The following is a 26237-nucleotide window of genomic DNA, read 5'->3' as shown; positions in this document are numbered from 1 at the left end:
TGACCGCGCCCTCGTCCGCTCAAGAGTAAGTGCAGCATCTTGATCAAGAGCCTCCTCCAATTCGGTCTGACACGAAGCGCCGTCATTGTGCTCGGCCTCGCCGTGTTCTGCGCCGCCGGCTTCGCTGCGTTCACCAAGCTGAACATCGAGGCCTATCCGAACCCGGCGCCCGTCATCCTCGAGATCACGGCGCAGGCCGCCGGCCTCTCCGCCGAGGAAATGGAGAAGTACTATACGATCCCGATGGAGGTCGGGCTGTACTCGACGCCGGGTGTGGTCAACATCCGCTCGACCTCGTTCTACGGCCTGTCGTTCGTGCGGGTCACCTTTAAATACGGCGTCGATTATTACTTCGCGCTCTCGCAGGCCACCAACAACCTCACGCAGAATGTCCAGCTTCCCGGCAACCAGATTCCGCAGATCCAGCAGTCCAGTCTGGTCGGCGAGATCTATCGCTACCAGCTCGTCGGTCCGCCGAATTTCGGCCTGACCAATCTCCGGACCTTGCAGGATTACGTCGTCGCCCGCCGGTTGATGACGATACCGGGCGTCGTGCAGATCAATTCCTGGGGCGGCACCACCAAGCAGTTCAATGTCGACGCCGATCTCGCCAAGCTCGAAGCCTACAACATCACCGTGCCGCAGCTGATCAGCGCGCTCGGCAACGCGAACATCAATGTCGGCGGCCGCGAAATCGCGATCGGTCAGCAATCCGTCAACATCCGCGGTATCGGCCTGATCAATTCAGGCGGCGATGATGACATCACCAAGGGCTACCGGGTCCGGGACATCGAGAACGTCGTCCTGACCCAATCCAACGGACTGCCGATCCAGATCAAGGACGTCGCCAAGGTCTCGGTCGGCTACGTGCCGCGGCTCGGCATCGCCGGCAAGGACAGGAACGACGACGTCGCCGCGGCGATCGTCGTGATGGGACGCACCCAGCACACCAACGACATCGTGCCGAAGGTCGAGGAGGAAGTCGCCAAGATCAACAGCGATGGCACCCTGCCTGCCGGCGTCAAGGTGGTCCCCTATTACGACCGCACCTCGCTGGTCAGCGTCACGACCCACACCGTGCTGCACAATTTGATGTTCGGCTGCCTGCTGGTGTTCGTGATCCAGTGGGTGTTCCTCGGCGACCTCAGAAGCGCGCTGATCGTCAGCGCCAACATCCCGTTCGCGCTGTTCTTCGCGATCATCATCCTGGTGCTGCAGGGCGAGGACGCCAATCTGCTGTCGCTCGGGGCCGTCGACTTCGGGATCATCGTCGATTCCGCCGTCATCATGATGGAGAACATCTTTCGCAACTTCCAGTCCAGCCCGGAGAACCGGCTGCGGGTGCTGCAAAACCTCGCCGAGGGCTACTGGGGCGGCGATCCCACGACGCGAAACGGCCAGCCCGCGCCGGGCTGGACCGAGCGACTGCGGATGATCTTCGTCAGCGCATTGCAGGTTGACAAGGCGGTGTTCTTCACCGCGGCCATCACGGTCACCGCGTTCGTGCCGCTGTTCACCATGCAGGGCGTCGAAGGCCAGATCTTCGGACCGATGGCGCGAACCTACGGCTACGCGCTCGCCGGCGCGCTGCTGGCGACCTTCACCGTGACACCGGTGCTGGCATCGCTGCTGCTGCCCCGGCATATCGAGGAAACCGAAACCATCATCGTGCGCTCGCTGCGCAAGGCCTACACGCCGGTGCTGCGCTGGTCGCTGACGCATCTGAGGGTCGCGGTCGCAGCCGGCATCATCTTCCTCGGACTGAGCGGCCTTGCTGCGAGCCAGCTCGGCAGCGAATTCCTGCCTGCGCTCGAGGAAGGCAATTTCTGGATCCGCGCCTCGATGCCGCCGACCATGTCGCTCGATGCCGGCACCGAACCGACCCGCAAGATGCGCGAGATCCTGTTGCGTCACCCCGAGATCATCACCGTGGTGTCGCAGCATGGCCGCCCCGACAATGGCAGCGATGCCTCTCCGTTCTCGAACGTCGAGCTGTTCGCGCCGATCAAGCCGTTCGACCAGTGGCCGCCCGGCCTGACCAAGGAGAAGCTCACCGAGGAGCTGCAGCGGGAGTTCGACGAGGAGCTGCCCGGCGTCACCTTCAACTTCTCGCAATACATCCAGGACAACGTCGAGGAGGCGCTGTCGGGCGTCAAGGGCGCGAACTCGGTCAAGATCATCGGTCCCAACCTCGCCGTGCTCGAACAGCTTGCGACCAAGGTCGCCCAAGAGATGGCCAAGATCCGCGGCGTCGCCGATCTCGGTATCTTCCATCTGGTCGGACAGCCCAACCTCAATATCAAGGTCAACCGCGAGAAGACCGCGCGCTACGGTCTCAATACCGGCGACGTGACGACCGTGGTCCAGGCGGCGCTCGGCGGCACCAGCGCGACGACGGTGCTGGAGGGCGACCGGCAGTTCGGCGTGGTGGTGCGGCTCGATCCGAAATTCCGCCAGAGCATCGACGAGGTGCGCGAGATCAAGGTGGCCTACCAGACGCCATCCGGCACCAACGCCTACATCCCCTTGAGCGAGCTTGCCGACATCTCGCTCGGTACCGGCGCGTCATTCATCTATCGCGAGCGCAGCCAGCGCTACATCCCGATCAAGTTCAGCGTGCGCGGCCGCGATCTCGGCAGCACGGTGGCGGAAGCGCAGACGCGCGTCGCCGAGGCCGTGCAGCTTCCGACCGGCTACCGGATGATCTGGTCCGGCGAATTCGACAATCTCGAAGCCGCCAAGGCGCGGCTGATGATCGTGGTGCCGGTGACGCTGCTGCTGATCTTCGTGCTGCTCTACAGCCTGTTCAACTCGCTGCGCGACAGCCTGCTGGCGCTGGCCGGCATACCCTTCGCGGTCGGCGGCGGCCTGATCGCGCTGTACTTCGCCGGGCTCGATTTCTCGATCTCGGCCGCGATCGGCTTCATCTCGCTGTTCGGCGTCGCCGTCATGGACGGCATCCTCAACATCACCTATTTCCGCGAATTGCGGGCCTCGGGCATGAGCATCGCGGAGGCGGTGTTCAACGGCGCCGAGCAGCGCATGCGGCCGATGCTGATGACCGCGCTGTCCGCAGGTGTCGGCCTGTTCCCCGCGGCGCTGTCGCACGGCATCGGCAGCCAGGTGCAGCGACCGCTCGCGACCGTGGTGGTCGGCGGCATGTTCATCGGCCCGCTGCTGCTGCTGATCGTGGCGCCTGCGCTGCGCAAGATCTTCCTGTCGCGCGAGCCTGTCGCCTCTCCCGACCAGGCGGCTGCCACGGCGCCGCCCGAAGCGGCGCATGAAGGGGGCGCCTGATGTCCGAGATCGTCGCAAGGATTGTTGCCGCACTCGCGCGGTGCGGAAGGCGCGGCCTGCGTCCGGCGCTCGGCACCGGCGCCGCCGGGCTGTTGCTGGTAAGCTGCGCCGTCGGTCCGAATTTCGTGCCGCCGGCCGCCCCCGACGTCGATCGCTTCACGCCGGAGAAGCTGGCCTCCCCCAGCTCGAATGCCGGGGGCCCCAGCGTGCCCAAGCAGCACTTCGTCAGCGGAGAAGACGTATCGCTGCGGTGGTGGACGGCATTTCGCTCGAAGCCGCTCGACGACCTCATCAAGATGTCGGTCGAGCACAACCCGTCGCTGCAGGCAGCCGAGGCGTCGATCAGGATCGCGCAGTACAATGCGCTGGCGCAGCGCGGGCTGTTCTTCCCGCAGCTCGGCGCAAACTACACGCCTTCCCAGCAGCAGATTTCCGGCGCATCGGGCTCGGGCCCGGGCGGCCAGTCGCCTTCGGTATTTTCGCTTCATACCGCGCAATTGAACGTCAGCTTCGTGCCGGATATCTGGGGCCAGAATGTTCGCGCGGTCGAGAGTCTCGACGCGATCTCCGAGCAGCAACTGTTCCAGCTCGAAGCGGCCTACCTCACGCTGACGGCCAACGTCGTCACCGCGGCGATCCAGGAAGCATCGCTGCGCGGCCAGATTGCCGCGATCCAGCGCGTCGTGAAGATCGAACGCGGCATTTTGGAGATCGTGAAGAACCAGTTCAACGCGGGCGGCGCCGCCCAGGTCGACGTGCTGGCCCAGGAGGCTGCACTGGCCCAGTCAGAGCAGCTGCTGCCGCCGCTCGAAAAGCAGCTCGCGGTTCAGCGCGACCTGCTGACGTCGCTGGCCGGGCAATTCTCGGCGGATGAGATCCTGCAGAAGTTCACGCTCGACCGCCTGGCGCTTCCCGCACACCTGCCGGTGAGCCTGCCGAGCAAGATGATCGCCCAGCGTCCCGACGTCAGGGCCGCGAAAGCGTTGCTGCACTCGGCGAACGCCCAGGTCGGCGTGTCGATCGCGGCGCGGCTGCCCAACATCACGATCACCGGCAACGCCGGCGCCGCCGGCTTCAGCCTAGCCGAATTGTTCGCGCCGGGGACCAGCTTCTACGTCATCGCCGCGAGTGCGACCCAGCCGCTGTTCGATGGCCTGACGCTCTACCACAAGCAGAAGGCCGCGGAGGCGGCGGTGGACCAGGCGGATGCGTTCTATCGCCAGGCTGTCGTCACGGCGATGCAGAACGTCGCCGACGCCCTGCGCAGCCTGCAGGCCGACGCGCGCGCCTTGCAGGCTGCGGTCAAGGCCGAGCTCGCCGCCAAGGCCAGCCTCGACATCATCCAGAAGCAGCTTGCGCTCGGGCAGGTCAATCAGGTGGTCGTGCTCAATGCCCAGCAAGTCTATCTGACGGCGGCAGTGGTCCGCGTTCAGGCCCAGGCGACGCGTCTCTCGGACAGCGCCGCGCTTTTCATGGCGCTTGGTGGCGGCTGGCCGACCAACTGCGCATCCGACGACTGGCGCAAATGCGCCCTGGAGGATTTGCCCGCCGCCGCCCCACAGCGGGTCAGCGAAAGCGGGCCACCTGCCCGCTGACAAGCGCCGGAGAGACCACTGACTGGAGGAACCGACGAATGAAAAACATGCTCACCTTGGCGGCAATTCTCCTCGCGGTCTCCGCGGGATCCGCGGCCGCACAAAGCGCGGTCGGCGGTCCGAAGAAGCCAAGCAATCTCGGCGGTCCCACCGAGCAGAAGAACCCGGTGGTTCGCACGACGCCGGCTACCGCATCAACGCCTCCGGCAGCGCCGCCAAAGCGATCGCCGAGGAAATAGCGGCAGGCTTCTGCGATCGAATTGGCTTCCGGGATTCACGCTGATCGGCTCGATGAGACCCATATGAAACACACAACGCGTCTGCTTCTCATCGCTACGGCCGGTGCCATGATGGCGTCGGTAGCCTGCGCGGCGCCTGTTCAGGTCACGCGGCCGTCGCCGCAAGGCCCGGCAAGCATTGTTCGGGTACGGCTCGCGTGTGATCAATACTGCTATTGCTGGCAGACGCGCTATCGGCAGCGAAGCTATCGCCGGACAATCGACGATCAGGCGCGTCAGGATCCGAATTACTGCCCGGGCGGCGGGCATTATAACGGCCATTACCGCACCGGACCGGCCACCGGATTGAGCTTCGAAAGCCGCCTTCCCGTGCGCTCATTGCCGTTTCCATTTTGATCGACGGGGCTTGCACGGTGGTTGCCAGCGAAGGCGCCTACCAGATGACGGCCGCGCATACCAGCGCCAACGGCACCGCGGCGCCGCCGATCACGACCCACCTGCGCATATCAGCGGGATCTCTGGAATACCTGAAGATCTGGACGGCGACGAAGAGGCAGACCGCGGCCCCCAGGATGATGCGAAACAGATCGGACGGCGTCTCGTAGGCCGACCAGATGGTTTCGTTTTGCGGGCTCGCGACGCGAGCCGTTATGACCACCACAAGGATCAGAAACAACGTCCGCAGGATAAGACCGAGGAAACGCATATGGCGCCCTGATTCACGCTCCTGGGCAACGTTAGCACGAATCTCGCCGAAAAGCATTCATTTGGCTGGCCCCTCGCCGGGTCTAGCAAAAGCCCCGGGCTTTTGCCCGGGGTTTTGCTCGCATTGAAGGTGGCGTTGCATCAGGCCTGAGAGTGGCGTGCCATGAAATTGTCGTAGCCGACTTCGGCGACCTGGAACCACTGATAGCCGTTGTTGGAGAACGTCGTCAGCGAGTCATAGACCTTCTTGAAATTGGCATTGGTCGCCGAAACCTCGGCATGCAACTCCTTGGCGGCCTTGAAGGACGCTTCCATCACCGTAGCCGGGAACGGGCGCAGCTTGGTGCCGGCCGCGAGCAACTTCTTCAGTGCGAGCGGGTTGGCCTGGTCGTAGCGCGCCATCATCCAGTTGTTGGCGAGATGGCCGGCCTGCTCGAGCACGAACTGATAGTGCTTCGGCAGCGCGTTCCACTTGTCGAGGTTGATCATCGCCACCAGCATCGGGCCGCCTTCCCACCAGCCGGGGAAGTAGTAGTTCGGCGCGACCTTGTAGAAGCCGAGCTTCTCGTCGTCGTAGGGACCAACCCACTCGGCCGCATCAATGGTGCCTTTTTCCAGCGCCGGATAGATGTCGCCGCCGGCGAGTTGCTGCGGCACCGCGCCGAGCTTCTGCATCACCCTGCCGGCAAAGCCGCCGATGCGGAATTTGAGGCCCTTGAGATCGTCGACGCTGTTGATCTCCTTGCGAAACCAACCACCCATCTGGCAGCCGGTGTTGCCGGCAAGCAGCGAGGTGACGTTGTAGCTCTTGTAGAACTCGTTGAGCAGCTCCTTGCCGCCGCCCAGCATGAACCAGGCCTGGTTGAGCCGCATGTTGGGCCCGAACGGCACCGAGGAGCCGAAGGTGAAGGTCGGGTCCTTGCCGAAATAGTAATAGGGCGCGGTGTGCCCCATCTCGACCGTGCCGTTCTGTACGGCGTCGAGCACCTGCAGGCCGGGCACGATCTCGCCGGCGGCAAAGGTCTGGATCTGGAACTTGTTGTCGGTGGCTTCACCGACCGCCTTGGCCATCAGCTCGGCGCCGCCGTGCAGCGTGTCGAGCGACTTCGGCCAACTCGTCGTCAGGCGCCATTTGAGCTCCGGCATCGACTGCGCGATCGCGGGAGCCGCGACCGTTGCCGCGCCTGCGACACCTAAACCCGTGACCTTGATAAAATCTCTGCGCTTCATTTGAATCCCACCCTGTATGATTGTGTTTGTCCGAGCGTCGACGGCTTGCGATCGTCGCGCTGCGTTTCTTTGCCGTCATGACCGGTGACCGATCACATGCCCGCCTTCGTGCCGAGGCTTCGGGCGCGAGCATGGAACATCCCCTCGGCGAATGCCAGACGCAAAGAACCCGGCCCCCTTGCGGGGGCCGGGCTACTTAAGTCGAAGCTTCTGGCGCGTTCTCTGCTCGCGAACGCTCGAAGCGCTGTTAGCCGCGGGTGCGCGAGCGGATCATGAAGCTGTCGAAGGTGTATTCGGCGACCTGCCACCACAGATACTGGTCGGAACGGTACGCCTGCATCGCGTCGATCGACTTCTTGAAGTCGGCATTCTTGGCCGAGATTTCACCCCACAGCTCGTTGGTCGCCTTGAGGCAGGCCTCGAGCACTTCGTTGGTGAACGGACGCAGCTGCGTGCCGCCGGCAACCAGCCGCTTCAGCGCGGACGGGTTCTGCATGTCGTAGCGCGCAGCCATCCAGGTGTTGGCGTTGGCGGTCGCGTTGCTCAGGATCGCCTGGTAGTTCTTCGGCAGCGCGTTCCACTTTTCGAGGTTGCAGTAGGCGTGCACGGTCGGGCCGCCTTCCCAGAAACCCGGGTAGTAGTAGTACTTGGCGACCTTCTGGAAGCCGAGCTTCTCGTCGTCATAGGGACCGACCCACTCGGCGGCGTCGATGGTGCCCTTTTCCAGCGCCGGATAGATGTCGCCGCCGGCGAGCTGCTGCGGCACCACGCCGACCTTCTGCAGCACCTGGCCGGCGATGCCGCCGATACGGAATTTGAGGCCGGAGAGATCGGCGACCGTCTTGATCTCCTTGCGGAACCAGCCGCCCATCTGGGTGCCGGTGTTGCCGCAGGGGAAGCCGATCACGCCGAACTTCTTGAAGAACTCGTTGCCGAGCGCCTCGCCGCCGCCCTGATACCACCAGGAGTTCTGCATGCGGGCATTGAGGCCGAACGGCACCGACGCGTAGATCGCAAAGGTCGGGTCCTTGCCGACATAGTAGTAGGACACGGTGTGGCACATCTCGACCGTGCCGTTGGAGGTCGCGTCCAGCGCCTGCAGGCCGGGGACGATCTCACCGGCCGCGAACACCTGGATCTGGAACTTGTTGTCGGTCATTTCGGCGACATACTTCGCCACCTGGTCGGCACCGCCATAAATGGTGTCCAGCGACTTCGGGAAGCTCGAGGTCAGGCGCCATTTGATTTCAGGCGAGGACTGCGCAATCGCCGGCGCGGCAACCGCCGTCGCGGCAGCACCAGCCGCAGACACTTTCAAAAAATCACGACGCTTCATCGTAAGGCTTCTCCTTGAGGGGCGTTTCCCAGTGACCGCAAGCAATTCTCCGGCAGGAGGCTCGCAAGCAGAACACTTGCAAAAGGCCCGCCGAGGCGCTCTCGATCGGCCCTTTAACACGGAAGACGGCCTCACGGAAACGCGACAATGGCATGACCCCACCAATTAAACGAAAGTCTGATGAGGCGGGAAATTTGCCGGAAAATGTAGGCTCAGGCTGCTGCGGCGACGGTTTGCAGCAACTCGCGGAGCTTGCCGCCGTCACGCGGTAAATCGCCGCGTGCGGGCCGCCCGGCCGGCGCTCAACCACCGGGCTCCCATTGGCAATCAGCGCCGCGCCGTCTCTCGCGCCTTCTTGGCTTTATCGGCCAGATGCCGCCCACGCCGAATCCAGCTTTGCGCCGTCGTCTTGCTGACGCCAAAGGTCTTGGCGATCGCCACGGCGGCCTCGCCGATCGAGTCGGATTTCTTCGCAAGATTGAACGCCGCCCGGGAGGCCTCTTCGCGCTTCTCCCGCGTCAGATGCTTGCGGCGTTGCTTGTTTGCTTCGCGTGATGCTGCCATGTCGCTGGTCGCCTCACGGCCCCTCCCCGTATGTCGGCTGCCCGTGCCCGCCTTCAATTGACGGAACGGTGGTACGATTCGGCCAGTGCCGGACAAACATACAGGCCGGACGCGATTCAGCAATCGTCCAAGGGCGACAGGCCTGTGAAGAAGGGCCGCCGGGATCCCGGACTTTCAGGCTCATCGGCCATCGCGCAGGCTCAGGCGGCGGCGATCACGCCTTGCAGCTGCTCACGGACCTTGCTGCCGATCGCGCGGTAGATCGCCGCATGCGGGCCGTCCGGTTCGCTCTCGACAACCGGGTTGCCGGAATCCGAGGCAGCGCGGATGGCGATGTGCAGGGGGATTTCGCCGAGGAACGGCACCCCGAGCTTCTCGGCCTCGTGGCGGGCACCGCCATGGCCGAAGATGTCCGAGCGCGTGCCGCAATGCGGGCACTGGAAATAGCTCATGTTCTCGACAATGCCGAGCACCGGCACGTTGACCTTCTTGAACATCGCCAGTCCCCGCCGTGCGTCGATCAGCGAGAGGTCCTGCGGCGTCGAGATGATGACGGCGCCCTTGAGCGGGACGTTCTGCGCCAGCGTGAGCTGGGCGTCGCCGGTGCCGGGCGGCATATCGACGACCAGCACATCGAGCGTGCCCCAGACGACGTCGCGCAGCATCTGGGTGATCGCCGACATCACCATCGGCCCGCGCCAGATCATCGCGGTGTCTTCCTCGACCAGGAAGCCGATCGACATGATCGCCAGGCCGAAGCGCTGCAGCGGGATCATCTTCTTGTCGTCGTTGAGCTGCGGCTTCTCGCGGATGCCGGTCAGCCGCGGCACCGATGGGCCGTAGATGTCGGCATCGAGCAGCCCGACGCGCAGGCCGATGTCGCGCAGACCGAGCGCAAGATTGAGCGCCGTGGTCGACTTGCCGACCCCGCCCTTGCCGGAGGCAACCGCGATGACCGCCGAGATGCCGGGAATCTCGGCCTGGCGCGCCATCGGCGATTGCGCACCGGGCGGGTGCGGATGACGGTGCGCGGACGCAGGCTGGACACCGCCGGCCGGTCGCGGCGCAGGCGCCGCACCGCCCGCCTTGCGCTCGGCGGTCAGCGCAATCATCGCGACGCTGACGCCGGGAATGGCGCGCACGGCGTTCTCGGCCTGCGCACGCACGCTCTCCCAGGCGCGGGCTTCCGCGGCATCGACATTGATCGAGAAGAACACCTTGCCGTCGGTGACCGTGATCGCCGACAGCACATTGGCGTTGGTCAAGGCTGTGCCGCGCGGCGACATCACCTTGGCAAGACAATCGAGAACCTGTTGCTGCGTCACGCTCACCGCGCATCTCCTGGCTTTTTAGCGGGGCGTGATTTTGTCGGAAAACCGCTTCACACTTTTCCGGATCACGCCCAGGAGACGACCCAATAAAGCGTTGCAGCGCAAAAGGCTACCTCGCTCCGACGTCGTCCCGCCGTTCGGACGGCGCTGCGGAGCCGCCCTCCTTGGCGGCCTCGTAGTTCAGCTCGATCATGACCCCGTTGGGGTCGTTGACGAAGATCTGCCAGAGGTCACCGCCGGGAACCTGGCGCGAGTCGAATTCCATGCCTTTGGACTGCAGCCGCTTCCGCATCCCGTCAAAGCCCTGACTGGCAAAGGCGACGTGATGGACGACGCCCGAGTCAGGCTTTTGTGCCTCGTCGGTCGCGGAAATATCGACCAGATGCACGACCGCCTTGCCCTCGCTGTACATCCACGCACCGGGGAACGCGAAGTTCGGCCGCGCACCCTTTTCCAGGCCCAGAATGTCCTCATAGAACCGCACCGTGGCGGTGAGATTCCGGGTCCGGATATTGAAATGATCGAGCACACCGACGCTCATGCCCATGCGAGACACTCCCTTTTTTGTGAGGTTCTTTGGTGGGCCGATCCTAGCACAAAACCGGGGTCTGCCATCCAACGAAGCCGTTGCCCTCCGCTGCGCAGGGGGTATGGTGCGGCTCCCTTCCATGGACGGAATGCCCTGCCCGCCGCGCCGTTTTCCGGCGGTCTCAAGGGGCGATCACCACGGCAATCATAAGGTAACAGACATGGCTAAAGTCGCTTTCCTCGGTCTCGGCGTAATGGGTTTCCCGATGGCGGGACACCTCGTGAAAAAGGGCGGCCATGAGGTCACCGTTTACAACCGGACCGCGGCGAAGGCGAAGGAATGGGCCGACAAGTTCGGCGGCAAGACCGCGCCGACCCCGAAGGCCGCCGCCGAAGGCCAGGATTTCGTGATGTGCTGCGTCGGCAACGACAACGACCTGCGCACGGTCACGATCGGCCCCGACGGCGCCTTTGCCGGCATGAAGAAGGGCGCGACCTTCGTCGACCACACCACCGCCTCTGCCGAGGTTGCCCGCGAACTCGATGCCGCCGCCACCAGGGCCGGCTTCAAGTTCGTCGACGCGCCGGTGTCCGGCGGCCAGGCCGGCGCCGAGAACGGCGTGCTGACGGTGATGTGCGGCGGCAGCGCGGACGCCTATGCCGGCGCCGAGCCGATCATCATCGCCGCCTATGCGCGGATGTGCAAATTGCTCGGACCGGCAGGCGCCGGCCAGCTGACCAAGATGGTCAACCAGATCTGCATCGCCGGCCTCGTGCAGGGCCTGTCCGAGGGCATCCACTTCGCTAAGAAGAGTGGCCTCGACGTCGCCGCTGTGATCGAAACCATCTCCAAGGGCGCGGCGCAGTCCTGGCAGATGGAGAACCGCTACAAGACCATGAACGAGGGTAAGTACGATTTCGGCTTCGCGGTCGAGTGGATGCGCAAGGACCTCTCGATTGCGCTTGCGGAAGCCCGCCGCAACGGCGCCACTTTGCCGGCGACCGCGCTGGTCGACCAGTTCTATGCCGAGGTCGAGAAGATGGGCGGCAAGCGCTGGGATACGTCGAGCCTCTTGGCGCGGTTGCAGCGGTAGCTGTCCGCATTGGCACGGTGACCCGCGTCGGCGGGCCACCGTGCCATGCAGCGTCGTCTCGCGAAGGAGCATTCTCCTTAGAAGGTGCGCGCTGCCAAAATATCGAAAACAACCCCATGCAAAGTAACTGGCCGGCCGCCGGCATACGATTTGTCAACTTGACATGTCGGGCAAATCAGGGGCACATTTCCATTATTCCGAAATCATGTGGACGTGGCCAGCGTCTGGGGTTCGCAGGCGGTCACGCAATAGATGCATGCCGAAACATGCCGCCTTTCGTTGCAGTCCTCGAAAGCCGTGGCTCTCCTCGGACCAACGGCGCGGCGCCTGCACAAAAGTTAATTTAACCTCCGGTTAACGCTTTTCTTTAGCTCTTTAAGGTAACGCTTAATGAATTAGCGTCACAGATAGACAATGCAAAAAGCCCGCGCGGTTCGCGGGCAGGATTTGTGTTGTTGATGAGTAATCCCGCAGAAAAGCCTGAAGTTGTACAGCTTCCAGCAGGACCTCAGGTGACGGTGCCGGTCAACAACCGGCGCGTCGCAGCACAGCGGGTGCGCGAGGCGCGGGATCGGTTAACGTCAACCAGTGGAACCCGCCCGGCTTTCGACGCCGAACTGCTCCGGCAATATGCCCAGACCCGGATGTCGGCATCCTACGTCGTGATGCTGCTCGTGGTGGCAACCGGCGTCCTGTTTAGCCTCTGGATGAAGCCGATCGTGGCCGGCGCCTGGACGGTCGGCATCCTCGGCGTCCATCTCGCGATCATCCGCAGTTGCTCCCGCTTCCTCGCCGAGCCCACCTCGGTCGCGGTGACCCGCAAATGGCGGACCCGCTTCGTGCTGCTCGACCTGTTGTACGGCCTGTGCTGGACCTCGATCCTGATCCACCCCGCCGGGCGCGATCTCTCCTCCAACACGCTGATGATGTTCCTGATGCTGCTGGTGATCGCGGTCTCCAGCATGCTGGCGGCGAGCCTGCCGATCGCGGCCCTCGCAGCGACCGTTCCGGTGACGGTCGGGATTGCGCTCGACCTCGTGCTCAACGGCGCGTTCGACAATTACGTGCTGGCGCTGCTCGCGCTTGCCGCCGAGGGTTATTTCGCGCTGCTGGCGCATCGGCTGCATTCGACCACGCTGGCGACGCTGGAGGCCCGCGCCGAAAAGGACGCGCTGATCGGCGAGCTGGAACAGGCCAAGGCGATCTCCGACGAGGCGCGGCACCGCGCCGAATCCGCCAACGTCGCCAAGTCGCGCTTCCTGGCCCAGATGAGCCACGAACTGCGCACCCCGCTCAACGCCATCCTCGGTTTCTCCGAAGTGATGAAGAGCGAGATCTTTGGCGCGCACGCGGTGCCGGTCTACAAGGAATATTCCGCCGACATCCATAATTCCGGCGTGCACCTGCTCAATCTCATCAACGAGATCCTCGATCTGTCGCGCATCGAGGCTGGCCGTTACGAGCTGAACGAAGAGGCCGTGGCGCTGGTGCATGTCGTCGCCGACTGCCACCATCTCCTGAAGCTGCGCGCCTCCAGCCGCGGCATCACCATCCACGAGGTGTTCGAGCACGGCATGCCCAGGATCTGGGGCGACGAGCGCGCGATACGCCAGGTCGTGCTCAACCTACTCTCCAACTCGATCAAGTTCACCCCGCAGGGCGGCGAGATCTGGCTGAAGGTCGGCTGGACCGCGTCGGGCGGGCAGTATCTGAGCGTGAAGGACACCGGAAGCGGCATCGCCGAGGACGAGATCCCGGTCGTGCTGGCCTCGTTCGGCCAGGGCTCCAACTCGATCAAGTCGGCGGAACAGGGTGCGGGCCTTGGACTGCCGATCGCGAAGAGCCTGATCGACATGCATGGCGGCACCTTCACGCTGAAATCGAAACTGCGCATCGGCACCGAGGTGATCGTCACCTTGCCGCCGGAGCGGGTGATGAGCGCGCTGGCGCCGATGACGGAAGAAGCGCCGCCGATGCAGCCGGAGCCCGCCGAGCCCTCGATGGGCGCCGACCGCAAGCGCGTGCGCCGCAAGTCGATCATGAGTGCCGGCACCGGATTGTAGAGCATGTCGCGGACAATCGTGACGCGGTTTTCGTTGCCCATAGACGCAAGGCGTTCGCGCCAACACCATGCTCGCGCCAAAAAGCCGGGGCGTGATGGCGCATCCCGATTCGACCGGCTTGCACTGGCAGGTGAAACGGGTCAACAGTTGAACAATGAGCTCAGAAACGCCGTGTATTGCAGTCTGTATGATGGACCCCAGGACGAAGCTCTGCTTCGGCTGCGGTCGCACGCTTCCGGAGATCGCGCGCTGGCACAAGATGGACCGCACCGAGCGGCTGTCCGTCATGGCGACGCTGCCGGCGCGGATGGCCGAGGCTGGGCTCGATCGCATGGAGCCGCGTCCGAAGCGCGCGTGACCACCGCCGCGACCGGAGCGGCACCGTGAACCGCATCCTTCTTGTCATCCTGCTCTTGATGGCAACCGCCGGCGCCGTGGTCGCCTACGGCGATCCCGATCAGATCGCGCGCGCCAGGCAGAATCTGACCCAGATCTTCGGCCGCGGCATCGCCGCGCCGGCCGCCGTCCCTGCCCCCGCGGTGCAGATTGCGCGCAGTCAGGGCGGCGAGTTCGCGTTCCGCGCCAAGATCAACGGCATCAGCGCACCGATGGTGATCGACACCGGCGCGACCTCGGTGGTTCTGACCTGGGAAACCGCCAAGGCGATCGGGCTGCCGACCGACATGCTCGAATACAATGTCGACCTGGAGACCGCCGGCGGTCACACCAAGGCGGCGCGGCTGACGCTCGATCGTCTCGCGGTCGGCAAGCTGGTTGAGAAATCGGTGCCGGCGCTGGTGGTGCAGCGCGGGCAGATGAAGACCAACCTGCTCGGCATGAGCTTCCTCGACCGGCTCGAAAGCTGGGGGGTCCGTTCCGACACGCTGAGCCTCACCGGATACCCTGATGTCACCGGCAGCATCACGCCCTCGAGCCGCCACCGGCGCCCGCGCGCGGTTGTCGACTAGCGGTGTGCATCTCAGGCAAAGCCAAAGTCAGTTGGCTTAGCCCGTCATCGACAGTTCTTGATCCAAATCGGATATGTCGGAAGGTCCGGTGAAAATCGGTGCTGTGCGACAACGGGCCCGAAAGCCTCATTTGGCAGACGCCGCTCGTGACGTATCCTCTCCGAGTTGTTGACCCTGGGCCAACCTCCGCTCCAACATGCCCATTACGGTGCTTACTTCGTCGAAGGCTCTGGAGTGCGAGTCGTCTCCCCCCAGATGAGTAAGGTCGAACACCAGAATTTTCTGCTGAGCAAGCGCGCTCTTGTACGGTTCTTCTTCCGGATTGATGTCGCCGACGCGGTTTGTCCCTCCCGCAATTGATCTTGAGATTTTGAGAGCGACATCATCTTGAGACAAAAGCAATCCGATCCGAGGGCGCCGGGATCCCATTTCTCCGACCTGGCTGATGAACTGGTCAAACGCGACGTCGGGCGCGACAAATGCCACGTTCTTCAGCTTCGAAATCGTGTTACGGCAAGATGCTTTCATATGGAGCGCATCAAGGGTTACAAGGCAACCCATGGAATGGCAGACAAGTGTGATCTCCTTGATGCTAGGATTCGAGCTCACGACGTCCAGGAATTGGGCCAGGGGCGCGGCTGACTGCGTCGCAACCTTGCGGTCGTACTCATACGACCCCAGATTTCCGGCTCCCTGTGACGGCCACGAAAAGAGGACCGGAACAACGGGAAGTCTGCCGTCTTGCACGAATTGCGCGTACCGATACACCGCATCGTCGAAGCGGTTGTTGAATCCATGAACGAAGACCATCGCCTTGCTGCGATGTTTTGCTTTTGCCACGATGGTGACAGCATTTCCAAATCCGGCGCGATCCAGATACTCCGTCGACGTCGTTACAAAGTCTTTACGTGGGTCGCCCGGGAGAGTCACCGGCCACTGTATTTCGCCGACCGCTCGTGAATGATCCGGCGGAATAGAGACCGTGACCTGACCGAAAGCCATCTCGTTGGACGGATCCCGGCCGAACATCTCGCCGACATCGCTGCTGGACCGAGCGCGCGTCGTTCCGATAAGAATAGGGACTTGCGAGGCGGCATCAACCGTCTCACTGCTCGGCACAAGCACGCCTTGCAAGGGACGGATCGTGCATGAACAGCAGGCAATGGCCGCCAACACGGCAATTGCAACCCGCAAAGAAGCGACAGCACGGCCCCGTGGATGCATCCGGCTCTCCTCTTGCCACACAGCGAGGACCCGAAGCAGCCAGCATTCTCATAGCGTCTGCCTGACCTTGACCTTCGACCCCGCCGGCGGGTGCATCCAGCACCTGAGTGAGTTCCACACAGTTCGGATTGATTCAGATCAATGATCCGGTCCGGTTGCGAAGCCCACCGGGAGCTTCCCGAGGTCAGCGATCCTCTTCGCTGGCTCTGGCATACAAATGCTGATGACATCGAGTTCCGGACCCCCCGGTCCAGACGGACGCTCCCACAAACCCGAGTGGCCTTACCAGTCCGCCATTACCGATCGTCGTCATGGATCGATGACGGATGCCGGCACAACGGCGTGACCTGGATCTCCATGAACGGAAACAGCGGCAGGCTGGACAGAATGTCGTGCAATTCCTGCGCGCCCGACACATCGAAGATGCTGACATTGGCGTAGCGTCCGGCTACCCGCCACAGATGACGCCAGGCCCCGGTGCGTTGCAGCTCCATGGCACGGGTACGCTCGGCCTGCTTCAGCGCATCGACCTTTTCGACCGGGAGATCGTGCGGAATCCGCACGTCCATTTCGACGTGAAACAGCATGATGATCAACTCTCCTTGCAGGCGATGAGGCGGTAACGCGAACGGATCAGAGCCGCCGCGAGATCGCGACGACTCCATCTCTCTCTATCAGATCGACAATTCTGTCGTCAGCCCTGCACCAGACCGCGGCTGACGAGGTTGATGTCATCCGGATTGATCAGATCCTTCGCCGTCCAACCGGAGACGTCGTAGTCGCTCATGCAATTGCGCACGAAATCCTGCATGGCGCCGAGGTCGCCGGTCGCGCTTGCGGCCATCAGCGTCTCGACACGAAGGTTCTCGTAATTGCCCGCGTAGTTGCGCTCGTAGAGCTCGTGCCGGCCGCCGAACTCGGAGCCGACTGCGTCCCAGAGCAACTTGAGCAGCTTGATCCGGTCGATCGCGGCATAGCCGTTGGAACCGCGCACGAAGCGATCGAGATAGGGCCTGATCGCCTTGCTCTCGAGATCGGCCGAGCTTGACGGCAGGTAGATCAAGCCGCTCGCGACATGGCGCTCGATCAGCTCCTTGATCCGCGGATAGGCCATCGGCGCGAAGACGCGGTAGGCCAGCCCGTAGTTCAGGTTGGGCAGATTGTAGCCCTGGGTCCCCTGCCAGGCGATCGGCGATTTCACCATCGCATCTGAAATGCCGTGGAACAGATTGCGCCAGGCAATCACTTCGCCCACCGCCGTCTGCACGCCGCGGAAATCCTTCGATCCGGTCGCCTCCACCGCCATTGAAAACAGGCCGGCGATGAAGTCGAGCTTGACGGCGAGCCGCGTCACGCCGTGCAGCGTGAAGCGCGGGATGAAGCCTGACGCCGGGAAGAACTGGTTGATCTTGTCGACGTCGCCGTAGATGAAGACGTTCTCCCAGGGGACCAGCACCTTGTCGAAAACCAGGATGGAGTCGTTCTCGTCGAAGCGGCTCGACAGCGGATAGTCGAACGGCGAACCGGTCGCGGCCGCGGTGAATTCGTAGGACGAGCGGGCGATCAGCTTGACGCCCTTGGCGTCCATCGGCGCCGTGAAGATCAGCGCGAACGACTTGTCCTTGATCGGGATGCCGTAGTGCGCGATGAAATTGTAGTGCGTCAGCGCCGAGCCGGTCGCAACCACCTTCGCGCCGGAGACGATCAGGCCGGCGTCGGTCTCCTTCTCGACATGCATGAAGACGTCGCGGACGTCCTCGATCGCCCGATCGCGGTCGATCGGCGGATTGACGATGGCGTGGTTCCAGAAGTCGAGCCGCTCCTGGGTCCGGGCATACCATTTCTTCGCGTTGCCGGCGTATTCGCCATAGAAGCCCGAATTCGCACCCAGGGTCCCAAGGAACGCCGCCTTGTAGTCCGGCGAGCGGCCCATCCAGCCGTACGCAACCTTCTGCAATTCGGCAATCGCGTCGCGGCCCTTGATCAGGTCATCGGCCGTGCGCGAGCCCAGGAAAAACGGATGGGTCAGCTGGCCCGAGCCGGTATCGGTCAGGACGCCGATCTGATCCTTCTTCTCGTGGAAGCGGTCGTACCAGCGCGCCACCATCCGCGCCGAGTTGCGGAAGGCGGGATGCTGGGTGACGTTCTTGACGCGCTCGCCGTAGATGTAGATTTCCCGGCCATCCTGGATGCTGTCCAGAAATTCCGCGCCGGTATAGACGCTGGTGGTCGACGCAGGCACATCGGCCCGCAGGGCAGCTGCTGTAGTCATGGGTTTCTCCTCCGCTTGTGTCGTTGGACCGGCGGGCGTTGCCACACCGGCCCGGACCATCCCGTCACGCTCTTGGTCGGCGTGACATCGGAGGAAAAGCTACGCGCTCAGCCTGCGCGGACGAAAGGTATCACACCATACCGCGCGAACTGCCGCGGCTCGGGCTATGACTCAGGTGGCGCGGACCGGACGGCAAACGATCGTCCGGCCGATGCAACGCCGCAGCTGACGCAGCAATTGCACGGCACGGCAAGGGAGCGAAACCGGAGCGAGCCATGGGCAAAGACTCGGCCAAGGGTTTTGACAGCGCTGCTGTCGCTTTCCATCGCGATGGGGAATTGGCCCTCACGGCCTGCGTCGTGACCATCGGTGCGTTCGACGGCGTCCACCGCGGCCATCAGGAACTGCTGAGGCAGACCATTGCGGCAGCGCAACGCCGCGGCGTGCCGGCCGTGGTCTATACCTTCGATCCGCCGCCAAAGGTGTATTTCGGTCAGGCCGAGGCGCTGATCCCGCTGCGCGAAAAGCTCGAGCGCATCGCAACATTCGCGCCCGACCATGTCATCGTCGCCGACTTCAACCAGATCTACGTCCGCCGCACCGCGGCCGATTTTCTCGCCGAGTTGCAGCTTCTGCGACCGCGTGAGGTGATCGTCGGTGAGGATTTCCGCTTCGGGTCCTGCAAGGGCGGCACCGCGCAGCTGCTGCGGCGCCACTTCGACACAAGCATCCTGCCACCGGTGCGCTGCGGCAATGGCGAGATCGTCTCCAGCAGCCGGATCCGTTCGCTTCGGCGATCCGGCCTTGCGGCCGCCGCGACGGCGCTGGAAAACTGGCGGGACATCGTGACCGCATCGCCTGCCAATCGATCCAGCCTGGCCCAACTCGAGGTCATCAACCCATGACCACCATCGATCCGCGCGAGCTTCGCAATGCCTGTGGCCAGTTCGGCACCGGCGTCACCATCATCACCACGCATTGCGAGGGACGCGACCATGGCATGACGGCCAATGCCTTCATGTCGGTGTCGCTCGATCCGCCGCTGGTCGCGATTTCGATCGCGAAGAGCGCGAAGATGCTTTGCAACATCCAGAACACCGGCCGTTTTGCGGTCAGCGTTCTGGCCGAGGGCATGGAGGATCTTGCCTGGCACTTCGCAGGCAAGCCCAAACTCGACCTCTGCGACGTGTTCGAACGCCACAACGAGCTGCCCGTCATCGCCAACGCAGCGGCGTATTTCGTGACCGATCTTGCGGATGAGATCGTCGCAGGCGACCACACCATCTTCCTCGGCCATGTCCGCGAGATGGCACTGGAGCCCGGCAAAAAGCCGCTGCTGTTCTGCCGCGGCCGCTTCGGCGGCCTTGCCGACCCGCACCCGGCGCCCGCGACGCTGGAGAATGCGGCTTACGAATTTGTCTGGTGAGACCGCCAGAAGATATTCCCGAAAACGGGGATGCAAGTTTGATCCAAACTGCAAGAAAAGGAGGAAACGACCATGCTGAACGTCAACAAGGACACCATCACCGACCACGTGATCGCCGCGCTCTCGAACGACATTCCGGATCGCAACCGTCAGATCATGACCAGCCTGATCCGCCACATGCACGCGTTCTGCAAGGAGGTCGACCTGACCTTTGCCGAGTGGTTCGCCGCCTGCGAGTTCCTGCGCCGCGCCGGCGACATCTCGGATGAGAAGCGCAACGAGTTCATCCTGATCGCTGATATTCTCGGCGTCGAGGTGCTGGTCGACATGCTCGACCACAGGGTCACCGACGGCGAGAGCGAGTCCACCGTGCTCGGGCCGTTCTACCGGGAGAACCCGCCGGTGCTGCCGAAGGGCGCTTCCATCATCAAGAAGACGTTCGACAACGCACAAACCGTCAAGGTCAGCGGGCGCATCAGCGACACCGCGGGCCGGCCGATCGAGGGTGTCACCATCGACGTCTGGGAAGACGCCCCGAACGGGCTGTATGATCTGCAAGATCCCGAGCAGCCGGCCTATAATCTGCGCGGCCGCTTCACGACCGACGCCAACGGCGAATACGCCTTCGTGGCGCTCCGCCCCGAGCCCTACCCGATCCCCTATGACGGCGCCGGCGGGGAGCTCCTGAAATACATGGGCCACCATCCCTGGCGTCCCGGCCATATCCACTTCATGCTCTCCAAGGACCGCTATCAATCGCTGATCTCGCAGATCTACGATTCCGAGACCAAATATCTCGACAACGACTCGGTGTTCGCCGTGAAGCAGAGCCTGATCGGCAAGTTCGCCAAGGCACCGGCCGGCGCCGGTACCGATCTCGTGCTCGATTTCGACTTCAAGCTCAAGAAGGCGGCGGTCGAGCGCCTTGTCGCCGCCGAGTGATTCGCATTACGCCCTGCCGGGCTCGAAAAGCCCGGCAGGGTTCACCTTGAACTGACCTGCGAGGACCTATGAGTCGTGCCGTCATCGAAATCGCCGAGCCCGTGGAGCCAGTGCGGAGCCTCGCGACGGACACTGCGATCCGCAGTATCCGCGCTACCATCGTGGAAGCGCCGACCCGCCGGCGGCACAAGCTTTCGAACACGGAAGTCACGCACCAGGGCTACGTTCTGGTGCGTGTGCTGCTCGACAACGGCGTGACCGGTATCGGCGAAGCCTCGACGCTCGGTGGACCGCGCTGGGCCGAGGAGAGCGTGGAATCGATCAAGGCCGCGGTCACGAATTACCTGGCGCCCGCGCTGCTCGGGCAGCCTGCCCTCGCCTTCGAAGCCAATGCCTTGCGCATGGGCAAGGCCGCGACCCGCAATTTCGCCGCCAAGGGCGCGATCGAGTCCGCCCTGCTCGACGCCGCCGGCAAGAGCCTCGGCCTCCCCGCCAGCGCGCTGCTCGGTGGTGCGGTACGCCAGCGCATGGAGGTGATCTGGGCGCTGGCCTCGGGCGACAGCGGCCAGGAGCTGGAGGAAGCGAAGGAGAAGCTGCGCCGCCGCGAACACCGCCAGTTCAAGATCAAGTTCGGCTTCAACCGCCCACCGGCGGACGTGATGCGGTTGCAGACGCTGCGCGCCGGCCTCGGCGACGAGGTGCGCCTGATCGTCGACGTCAACCAGGGTTGGACCGAGGCCGAATGCATCCGCTTCATGCCCGCGCTGGAGGAACTGGGCGTCGCTCTGGTCGAACAGCCGGTGTCGGCGCAGCAACTGGAAACCATGGCGCGTGTCGCGGCGCGCACCTCCATCCCGTTGCTTGTCGACGAAGCGGCCTTCACCAAGGAGGAAATCGCGCGCGTCGCCACGATGGGGTGCGGCAGCGTCTATTCTTTGAAGCTCGTGAAAAGCGGCGGCCTGTTTGAAATGAAGCGTGCGGCTGCGGTCGCCGGCGCGCACGGCCTCGAGCTCTATGGCGGCTGTCTGCTGGAGAGCAGCATCGGCGCGGCCGCGCATCTCGCCGCATTCGCCACCCTGCCCAGGCTCGAATGGGGCACCGAGCACTTCGGTCCGCGGATCCTGGTGGAGGACCTCGTGGTCAACCCGATCAGATTCGACGAGTTCGAGATCTGCCTCCCCGATGGCCCGGGCCTCGGCGTCGAGGTCGACGAGGACAAGATCCGTGCCTTCGCCCGGAAGGATTAGCGAGATGGCGTCGGCCAGGCGGATAATTGACAATCCAGGGACGCCCGCCCAGTCTTCGCGCCGGAACCACTGTCTCGATCATGCGCCGATGACCACACGATATCAAACCCGGCAGGCCTTTCGCGCAGCTTCCGCGGAAGCGCGCGGACCAACGTCCGGCTGACCGTGACCGATCGCGACGACGTCATGGATCTGAGGCGGCTGGTCTACTTCGTGGCCGTCGCCGAGGAATTGCATTTCGGCCGTGCCGCATCGCGGCTCGCGATCGCCCAGCCGCCGCTCAGCCGGCAGATTGCGCAGCTGGAGAGCGACCTCGGCGTCGTGCTCATCGACCGGAGCCGGAGCCAGATCCGGCTGACCCAGGCCGGCAGCGTTCTGCTGGAACGTGCGCGCGATGTGCTGGAGCGGCTCGACCGGACCCATCGCGAGATCAAGCGGATCGGGGAAGGCTTTTCCGGGCACCTGCGCGTCGCCTTCGTCGGATCGGCGACCTATGGCGTGCTGCCCAACGTGATCAAGGCGTTTCGCTCGGCCTATCCTGATGTCGAGCTCGCGCTGTCGGCGATGAACAACGCCGAGCAGAAGCGCGCGGTGATCCAGCGCGAGATCGATATCGCAGTCGCCCGCCCCTCGCTCGACGACGAGGAATTGAAGTCGGAGCCGCTGCTGCAGGAGCCGTTGATCCTCGCGCTATCAGACACCTCGCCGCTGCTCGAGCAGCAGGTCACGCGGCTAGCGGCGCTCAAGGCCGAGACATTCGTGCTCTATCCGCGCAAGCCGCGCCCGAGCTTCGCCGACCACATCCTCAACATCTGCCTCGAAGAGGGTTTTATTCCGAAATCGCAGGTGCTGGCCCAGGATTATCAGACCGCGATCAGCCTGGTGTCGGTCGGCGTCGGCATCGCGCTGGTGCCGCAATCCGTGTCGCAGGCGGACCGGCCCGGCGTCGCCTACCGCGCCTATGAGGGGCATAATCCCGGCACCGCGCTGTCGCTGAACTACCGGCGCGACAACCGGATGCCGCACCTCTTCAACTTCCTGAAGATTGCGCACGACGTCACGCGGCGGCAGCGCAAGCAGTAACCGCGGTCTCAGGCCGCGACCGCCGCAGGCGCGCGATCGTCAACGCGTGCAATCGCGTCGCGCAGCACGTCGGTCCCGGCGCCCGGCCGCACACCATTCTCCGCGAGGTGCCTGCGAAACGCGCGCGCACCGGGAACGCCATGGAAGGCGCCGACGAAGTGGCGCGTGATCGAATGCAGCCGCGTGCCTTCAGCCAGTTGCCGCTCCATATAGGGCAGCATCGCTTCGAAGACGTCCTTCATCGTAGCGTGGGGCGGCGTTTCACCGAACAGTTCGGAATCGACCGACAGCAGCCGCCACGGCTCCTGATAGGCCGCCCGCCCCAGCATCACGCCATCGACATGCGCCAGATGCTGCTTCGCTTCCGCGATACTCGTGATGCCGCCGTTGACGATGATGGGCACGTCCGGCAGCGCCGCCTTGAGGCGGTAGACGCGATCGTAGTCGAGCGGCGGGATGTCGCGGTTCTCCTTCGGCGACAATCCGTTGAGCCAGGCCTTGCGCGCGTGCACGACAAGCGCGTCCGCGCCCGCGGCAATCACGCCGCGCGCCAGCGTATCGAGCGCGACTTCCGGATCCTGGTCGTCGATGCCGATCCGGCACTTCACCGTCACGGGAATCTTCACCGCGCGCTTCATCGCCGCAACGCCCTCGGCGACCAGCGCGGGCTCCGCCATCAGGCAGGCGCCGAACCGGCCGTCCTTCACCCGATCGGACGGACAGCCGACATTGAGATTGATCTCGTCATAGTTAAAGTCCTCGCCGATCTGCGCGGCGGTCGCGAGATCGCGCGGATCGGAACCGCCGAGCTGCAGCGCCACCGGATGCTCGCTTGCATCGAAGCCGAGCAGCCGCGCCCGGTCGCCGTGGATTACAGCACCCGTGGTCAGCATCTCCGTATAAAGCCGCGCCCGCCGCGACATCAGACGATGGAAGACACGGCAATGCTTATCCGTCCAGTCCATCATCGGGGCCACGGAAAAGCGATAATCTTGCGATTTCAATGATTTACCTTATGCTTCAACGGGATGAAACACGAACTTGTGCACTCCAAACTAGCCGAATTTGCACACGTTTGTACCCGTTTTGACCTGTCAGTGCACACGTAGCGCACACGAATTGGGGAGTGCACACGACCGTGGCCAGCTTCACTCAATTGCCGTCCGGGAGTTGGCGTGTCCAGGTCCGCCGCAAGAACCGCTATGTGGCGGAGACCTTCCGCCGACGCAAGGATGGCGAGGAATGGGCGCTCGACATGGAGCGCAATATCGACCGTAGCGGGTCACCCAAACCCCGCGCCGCTGTAAAGGCCAAGACGCTCGGCGACATCATCGATCTTCACGTCGAAGACATGCACGAGGTCGGTCGCCCTCTGCGCCGGTCCAAGGCCGCCGTCCTGAAAGCGCTGAAGGAGGATCTCGGACCAACGAAGCTTCCTCGGCTCGACCGTGAACGACTGATCGAATACGGCAGGAAGCGTGCGAAAGAAGGTGCCGGTCCAGCTACCCTTGCGATCGACATGTCGTTCATCCGAACAATCGCCACCCATGCCGCAGCCGTTCACGGCATCGACGTTTCTGCCGAAGAAGTTCGCCTGGCACGCTTCGCGTTGAAGCATCTCGGTCTCGTCGGAAAGTCAGTTGAGCGAGATCGGCGCCCGACCCAAGATGAGCTCGATGAGCTTATCGAATACTTCGAGAGCAATCCCCAACAGATCATTCCAATGGGCCGCATCGTTCGCTACGCGGTAGCGACGACGATGCGGCAAGAGGAGATTTGCCGCCCAGATTGGCCACACGTCGACATGAAAACGCGGATTCTTACAATCGTTGATAGGAAGGACCCGCGAAAGAAGGACGGCAACAACCAGAAAGTTCCGCTTCTTAATCTGACCGGCTATGATGCCTGGGAGCTCTTGCTTCAGCAACGCATTATCACCAGAGGCCAGGGTCGCGTATTCCCGTATAATTACAGGTCAGTAAGCGCTGCATTCACGCGCGCCTGCAACAAGTTGAAGATCGAGGATTTGCATTTTCACGATCTTCGACACGAAGGTACTAGCCGGCTATTTGAGGCAGGGCTTACCATTGAGAAGGTCGCCCTGGTTACGGGCCACAAGGATTGGCGTACGCTGCGGCGCTACACCAAGCTGAAGCCGGAAGAGCTCCACAAGCTACAAACGACGCCTCAAGTATCTTTGGAAGAATTCATCCAGACAATCGCGAGAAACGAGCCGCAGGTTGCGGGGCAGCGGGGCTAGCGTTCGGACGTCAACTGCGAATGATAAGCGACCTACACTGGGTAGACGCAAGAGACTTAGCCTTCGACTAGGGCGTGGACTCATAAGCACGAAGCCACAGCCTGATTGAAGCAAGCTGAACGAAGGCAAGGTAGTTGGCAGCCAGCTTGACGTAGCGCGTAGCGACCCGGCGGCATTGCTTGATCCGGTTGAAGTAGCGTTCAATCCGCTTGCGGTCACGGTAGAGATAAGGGCTGAAGCAGATCGGATTGGTACGATTGCGTTTTGGCGGGATGTTTGAAACCAAAGGCAATGCTGCTGGCCGATCGTGGCTATGACGCTGATTGGATTAGGGAGCTGGCCATGCGACGAGGCGCGTGGGCCAAAGGCGAGAGAGCAGTTTTCTTGCAAGTCGGACGTCATGGGTCTCACCGGGGCTAAGCGCCAGCCGTACCGGCAGACCATTGCTATCGACCACCGCATGAATTTTGCTCGTCAAACCGCCGCGGGACCTTCCCATCGATTGGTGCTGGTTCCGGGTGATGCAAGCTCCGTGCTGATGCACGCGGACAATCGAGGTGTCGATCATCTGGACAGTCGCATCGTGGGCAGCGGCAAGCGCGTCTATGATGCGGCCTCAAACACCAGCCCGCCGCCACCTAACGAACCGGTTGTAGCAAGTCGTGTACGGACCAAACGCCTCGGGCAGATCGCGCCAAGGTGCTCCGGATCGCAGGACCCAGAAAATGCCATTGAGGACACGTCGGTCGTTCACCCGAGGAACGCCACGCGGCTTGTTCGGCAGCATCGGCTTGATGGCGGTCCATTCACAATCCGTGAGTTCGTAGCGCATG

The 26237-nt window shown here is 63.3% G+C and carries 23 protein-coding genes and 1 pseudogene; 13 read left to right on the top strand and 11 right to left on the bottom strand.

The genetic code is table 11. The annotated features are described in order from the left end of the window. Positions 1–39 precede the first annotated feature (39 nt). The 3 genes from ACVIGA_RS37925 (at position 40) to ACVIGA_RS37915 (ending at position 5527) form a co-directional block, all read left to right on the top strand. Entirely contained in the window at positions 40–3297 is a 3258-nt protein-coding gene (locus ACVIGA_RS37925) for an efflux RND transporter permease subunit (RefSeq protein WP_456670057.1), read from the top strand. After that, a complete protein-coding gene (locus ACVIGA_RS37920) occupies positions 3297–4892 on the top strand; it encodes an efflux transporter outer membrane subunit (RefSeq protein WP_456670056.1) in 1596 nt (531 codons plus the stop codon). The genes ACVIGA_RS37925 and ACVIGA_RS37920 overlap by 1 nt, the downstream gene beginning before the upstream one ends. A 302-nt stretch (positions 4893–5194) precedes the next feature. Next, complete coding sequence (locus ACVIGA_RS37915; RefSeq protein WP_456670055.1) at positions 5195–5527, top strand: hypothetical protein; 333 nt, start codon at positions 5195–5197, stop codon at positions 5525–5527. A gap of 37 nt (positions 5528–5564) precedes the next feature. Here ACVIGA_RS37915 and ACVIGA_RS37910 read toward each other — a convergent pair whose 3' ends face one another. From ACVIGA_RS37910 to ACVIGA_RS37885, 6 genes are all read right to left on the bottom strand, one after another. Continuing rightward, positions 5565–5894: a hypothetical protein gene (locus ACVIGA_RS37910; protein ID WP_456670054.1), complete on the bottom strand. Its 330-nt coding sequence runs from the start codon at positions 5892–5894 to the stop codon at positions 5565–5567. Between the two features lie 83 nt (positions 5895–5977). Beyond that, the gene (locus ACVIGA_RS37905; RefSeq protein WP_223973427.1) at positions 5978–7066 is read right to left on the bottom strand and encodes a TRAP transporter substrate-binding protein; all 1089 of its coding nucleotides are present in this window, start codon (positions 7064–7066) and stop codon (positions 5978–5980) included. A 247-nt stretch (positions 7067–7313) separates the two neighbouring features. Further along, a complete protein-coding gene (locus ACVIGA_RS37900; RefSeq protein ID WP_375780394.1) occupies positions 7314–8402 on the bottom strand; it encodes a TRAP transporter substrate-binding protein in 1089 nt (362 codons plus the stop codon). Positions 8403–8729: 327 nt separating this feature from the next. Next, on the bottom strand, positions 8730–8966 hold the full coding sequence (locus ACVIGA_RS37895; RefSeq protein ID WP_223973429.1) for a hypothetical protein: 237 nt from the start codon (positions 8964–8966) through the stop codon (positions 8730–8732). 200 nt (positions 8967–9166) lie between these two features. Then, a complete protein-coding gene (locus tag ACVIGA_RS37890) occupies positions 9167–10297 on the bottom strand; it encodes an Mrp/NBP35 family ATP-binding protein (RefSeq protein WP_223973431.1) in 1131 nt (376 codons plus the stop codon). Between the two features lie 109 nt (positions 10298–10406). Then, positions 10407–10844: a VOC family protein gene (locus ACVIGA_RS37885; RefSeq protein ID WP_223973434.1), complete on the bottom strand. Its 438-nt coding sequence runs from the start codon at positions 10842–10844 to the stop codon at positions 10407–10409. Positions 10845–11046: 202 nt separating this feature from the next. Here ACVIGA_RS37885 and ACVIGA_RS37880 point away from each other — a divergent pair, with 202 nt between their 5' ends. The 4 genes from ACVIGA_RS37880 (at position 11047) to ACVIGA_RS37865 (ending at position 14950) form a co-directional block, all read left to right on the top strand. Next, complete coding sequence (locus ACVIGA_RS37880) at positions 11047–11919, top strand: NAD(P)-dependent oxidoreductase (RefSeq protein ID WP_456670053.1); 873 nt, start codon at positions 11047–11049, stop codon at positions 11917–11919. 458 nt (positions 11920–12377) lie between these two features. Continuing rightward, a complete protein-coding gene (locus tag ACVIGA_RS37875; RefSeq protein ID WP_456670052.1) occupies positions 12378–13982 on the top strand; it encodes a sensor histidine kinase in 1605 nt (534 codons plus the stop codon). A gap of 154 nt (positions 13983–14136) precedes the next feature. Continuing rightward, positions 14137–14340 carry a DUF1289 domain-containing protein gene (locus ACVIGA_RS37870; RefSeq protein WP_375780392.1) on the top strand — a complete coding sequence of 68 codons (204 nt, stop codon included), beginning with the start codon at positions 14137–14139 and terminating at the stop codon, positions 14338–14340. A gap of 25 nt (positions 14341–14365) precedes the next feature. After that, positions 14366–14950: a TIGR02281 family clan AA aspartic protease gene (locus ACVIGA_RS37865; protein ID WP_223973449.1), complete on the top strand. Its 585-nt coding sequence runs from the start codon at positions 14366–14368 to the stop codon at positions 14948–14950. Positions 14951–15076: 126 nt separating this feature from the next. On the opposite strand, the gene ACVIGA_RS37860 is transcribed toward ACVIGA_RS37865, so the two are convergent. From ACVIGA_RS37860 to ACVIGA_RS37850, 3 genes are all read right to left on the bottom strand, one after another. Further along, positions 15077–16174 carry an alpha/beta hydrolase gene (locus ACVIGA_RS37860; protein ID WP_456670051.1) on the bottom strand — a complete coding sequence of 366 codons (1098 nt, stop codon included), beginning with the start codon at positions 16172–16174 and terminating at the stop codon, positions 15077–15079. A gap of 296 nt (positions 16175–16470) precedes the next feature. Beyond that, positions 16471–16761 carry a muconolactone Delta-isomerase gene (gene catC, locus ACVIGA_RS37855; RefSeq protein WP_456670050.1) on the bottom strand — a complete coding sequence of 97 codons (291 nt, stop codon included), beginning with the start codon at positions 16759–16761 and terminating at the stop codon, positions 16471–16473. A gap of 107 nt (positions 16762–16868) precedes the next feature. After that, positions 16869–18446 (bottom strand): 4-hydroxyphenylacetate 3-hydroxylase N-terminal domain-containing protein, encoded by a 1578-nt coding sequence (locus tag ACVIGA_RS37850; RefSeq protein WP_456670049.1) that lies wholly within the window; start codon positions 18444–18446, stop codon positions 16869–16871. A 275-nt stretch (positions 18447–18721) separates the two neighbouring features. On the opposite strand from ACVIGA_RS37850, the gene ACVIGA_RS37845 reads away from it, so the two are divergent. From ACVIGA_RS37845 to ACVIGA_RS37825, 5 genes are all read left to right on the top strand, one after another. Further along, the gene (locus ACVIGA_RS37845) at positions 18722–19351 is read left to right on the top strand and encodes an FAD synthetase (protein ID WP_456670048.1); all 630 of its coding nucleotides are present in this window, start codon (positions 18722–18724) and stop codon (positions 19349–19351) included. Continuing rightward, complete coding sequence (locus ACVIGA_RS37840; RefSeq protein ID WP_456670047.1) at positions 19348–19872, top strand: flavin reductase family protein; 525 nt, start codon at positions 19348–19350, stop codon at positions 19870–19872. Before ACVIGA_RS37845 ends, ACVIGA_RS37840 begins: the two co-directional genes overlap by 4 nt. A 72-nt stretch (positions 19873–19944) precedes the next feature. Then, entirely contained in the window at positions 19945–20814 is an 870-nt protein-coding gene (locus tag ACVIGA_RS37835) for an intradiol ring-cleavage dioxygenase (RefSeq protein WP_456670046.1), read from the top strand. A gap of 68 nt (positions 20815–20882) precedes the next feature. Next, positions 20883–22061 (top strand): muconate/chloromuconate family cycloisomerase, encoded by a 1179-nt coding sequence (locus ACVIGA_RS37830; RefSeq protein ID WP_456670045.1) that lies wholly within the window; start codon positions 20883–20885, stop codon positions 22059–22061. A 165-nt stretch (positions 22062–22226) separates the two neighbouring features. Beyond that, the gene (locus ACVIGA_RS37825) at positions 22227–23144 is read left to right on the top strand and encodes a LysR family transcriptional regulator (protein WP_456670044.1); all 918 of its coding nucleotides are present in this window, start codon (positions 22227–22229) and stop codon (positions 23142–23144) included. A gap of 8 nt (positions 23145–23152) precedes the next feature. Here the strand turns inward: ACVIGA_RS37825 and dusA are convergent, their stop codons facing one another. Further along, positions 23153–24148 (bottom strand): tRNA dihydrouridine(20/20a) synthase DusA, encoded by a 996-nt coding sequence (dusA, locus tag ACVIGA_RS37820; RefSeq protein WP_456670043.1) that lies wholly within the window; start codon positions 24146–24148, stop codon positions 23153–23155. Positions 24149–24282: 134 nt separating this feature from the next. Here dusA and ACVIGA_RS37815 point away from each other — a divergent pair, with 134 nt between their 5' ends. After that, positions 24283–25404 (top strand): site-specific integrase, encoded by a 1122-nt coding sequence (locus tag ACVIGA_RS37815; protein WP_456670042.1) that lies wholly within the window; start codon positions 24283–24285, stop codon positions 25402–25404. 67 nt (positions 25405–25471) lie between these two features. Here the strand turns inward: ACVIGA_RS37815 and ACVIGA_RS37810 are convergent. Continuing rightward, positions 25472–26236, bottom strand: a pseudogene (locus ACVIGA_RS37810) (IS5 family transposase). Position 26237 lies beyond the last annotated feature (1 nt).

This window comes from Bradyrhizobium sp. USDA 3240, assembly GCF_054063295.1.
This window is presented reverse-complemented; position numbering and strand designations above follow the sequence as displayed.

Bases quoted from the DNA above. Each gene is read 5' to 3' on its own strand.
- ACVIGA_RS37920 (WP_456670056.1), top strand. From the start codon at position 3,297: ATGTCCGAGATCGTCGCAAGGATTGTTGCCGCACTCGCGCGGTGCGGA.
- ACVIGA_RS37915 (WP_456670055.1), top strand. From the start codon at position 5,195: ATGAAACACACAACGCGTCTGCTTCTCATCGCTACGGCCGGTGCCATG.
- ACVIGA_RS37910 (WP_456670054.1), bottom strand. From the start codon at position 5,894: ATGCTTTTCGGCGAGATTCGTGCTAACGTTGCCCAGGAGCGTGAATCA.
- ACVIGA_RS37905 (WP_223973427.1), bottom strand. From the start codon at position 7,066: ATGAAGCGCAGAGATTTTATCAAGGTCACGGGTTTAGGTGTCGCAGGC.
- ACVIGA_RS37900 (WP_375780394.1), bottom strand. From the start codon at position 8,402: ATGAAGCGTCGTGATTTTTTGAAAGTGTCTGCGGCTGGTGCTGCCGCG.
- ACVIGA_RS37895 (WP_223973429.1), bottom strand. From the start codon at position 8,966: ATGGCAGCATCACGCGAAGCAAACAAGCAACGCCGCAAGCATCTGACG.
- ACVIGA_RS37885 (WP_223973434.1), bottom strand. From the start codon at position 10,844: ATGGGCATGAGCGTCGGTGTGCTCGATCATTTCAATATCCGGACCCGG.
- ACVIGA_RS37880 (WP_456670053.1), top strand. From the start codon at position 11,047: ATGGCTAAAGTCGCTTTCCTCGGTCTCGGCGTAATGGGTTTCCCGATG.
- ACVIGA_RS37875 (WP_456670052.1), top strand. From the start codon at position 12,378: ATGAGTAATCCCGCAGAAAAGCCTGAAGTTGTACAGCTTCCAGCAGGA.
- ACVIGA_RS37870 (WP_375780392.1), top strand. From the start codon at position 14,137: ATGAGCTCAGAAACGCCGTGTATTGCAGTCTGTATGATGGACCCCAGG.
- ACVIGA_RS37860 (WP_456670051.1), bottom strand. From the start codon at position 16,174: ATGCATCCACGGGGCCGTGCTGTCGCTTCTTTGCGGGTTGCAATTGCC.
- catC (WP_456670050.1), bottom strand. From the start codon at position 16,761: ATGCTGTTTCACGTCGAAATGGACGTGCGGATTCCGCACGATCTCCCG.
- ACVIGA_RS37850 (WP_456670049.1), bottom strand. From the start codon at position 18,446: ATGACTACAGCAGCTGCCCTGCGGGCCGATGTGCCTGCGTCGACCACC.
- ACVIGA_RS37845 (WP_456670048.1), top strand. From the start codon at position 18,722: ATGGGCAAAGACTCGGCCAAGGGTTTTGACAGCGCTGCTGTCGCTTTC.
- ACVIGA_RS37840 (WP_456670047.1), top strand. From the start codon at position 19,348: ATGACCACCATCGATCCGCGCGAGCTTCGCAATGCCTGTGGCCAGTTC.
- ACVIGA_RS37835 (WP_456670046.1), top strand. From the start codon at position 19,945: ATGCTGAACGTCAACAAGGACACCATCACCGACCACGTGATCGCCGCG.
- ACVIGA_RS37830 (WP_456670045.1), top strand. From the start codon at position 20,883: ATGAGTCGTGCCGTCATCGAAATCGCCGAGCCCGTGGAGCCAGTGCGG.